The 398-nt window shown below is 67.3% G+C and carries 1 protein-coding gene; it reads right to left on the bottom strand.

Features of this window, described 5'->3' with window-relative positions; translation table 11 throughout:
- A partial coding sequence (locus OO69_RS48310) for an agmatine deiminase family protein (RefSeq protein ID WP_033287416.1) occupies positions 1–398 on the bottom strand: 398 nt, incomplete at both ends.

Here is a 398-nt window from a genome sequence, read left to right as displayed (position 1 = left end):
GTCCAGCAGCACCACTCCCGGCGCGGTGAAGCGGACGAGGCTGTCCACATGGGCGTCGGTGATGTCCTGGCCGCGTACGCCCTTCAGCCACACCACCTTTTCGACGCCCAGGGTCTCGATGAGGTCGGCCTCGATGTCGTCGCGGCTCAGGCCCGGGTTGCGGTTCCCGTTGACGATCGAGCTCTCGGTGATCAGCAGCGTCCCCTCCCCGTCCATCTCGAAGGAGCCGCCCTCGGCGATGAGAGGGGCCTCGACCCGCGGGATCTTGTACTTCGACAGGAGCGTACGGCCGACGCGGGCGTCGTTCGTGTGTTCCTGCTTCTCGCCCCAGCCGTTGAAGTTGAAGTCGACCCCGATGACCTCGCCGCCCTCCTCGACGGCATACGGTCCGCCGGCCT

This window comes from Streptomyces sp. NRRL F-525, assembly GCF_000716605.1.
Taxonomy (GTDB): domain Bacteria; phylum Actinomycetota; class Actinomycetes; order Streptomycetales; family Streptomycetaceae; genus Streptomyces.
The sequence above is the reverse complement of the archived record's forward strand: the minus strand, read 5'-3'. Positions and strand labels throughout refer to the sequence as shown.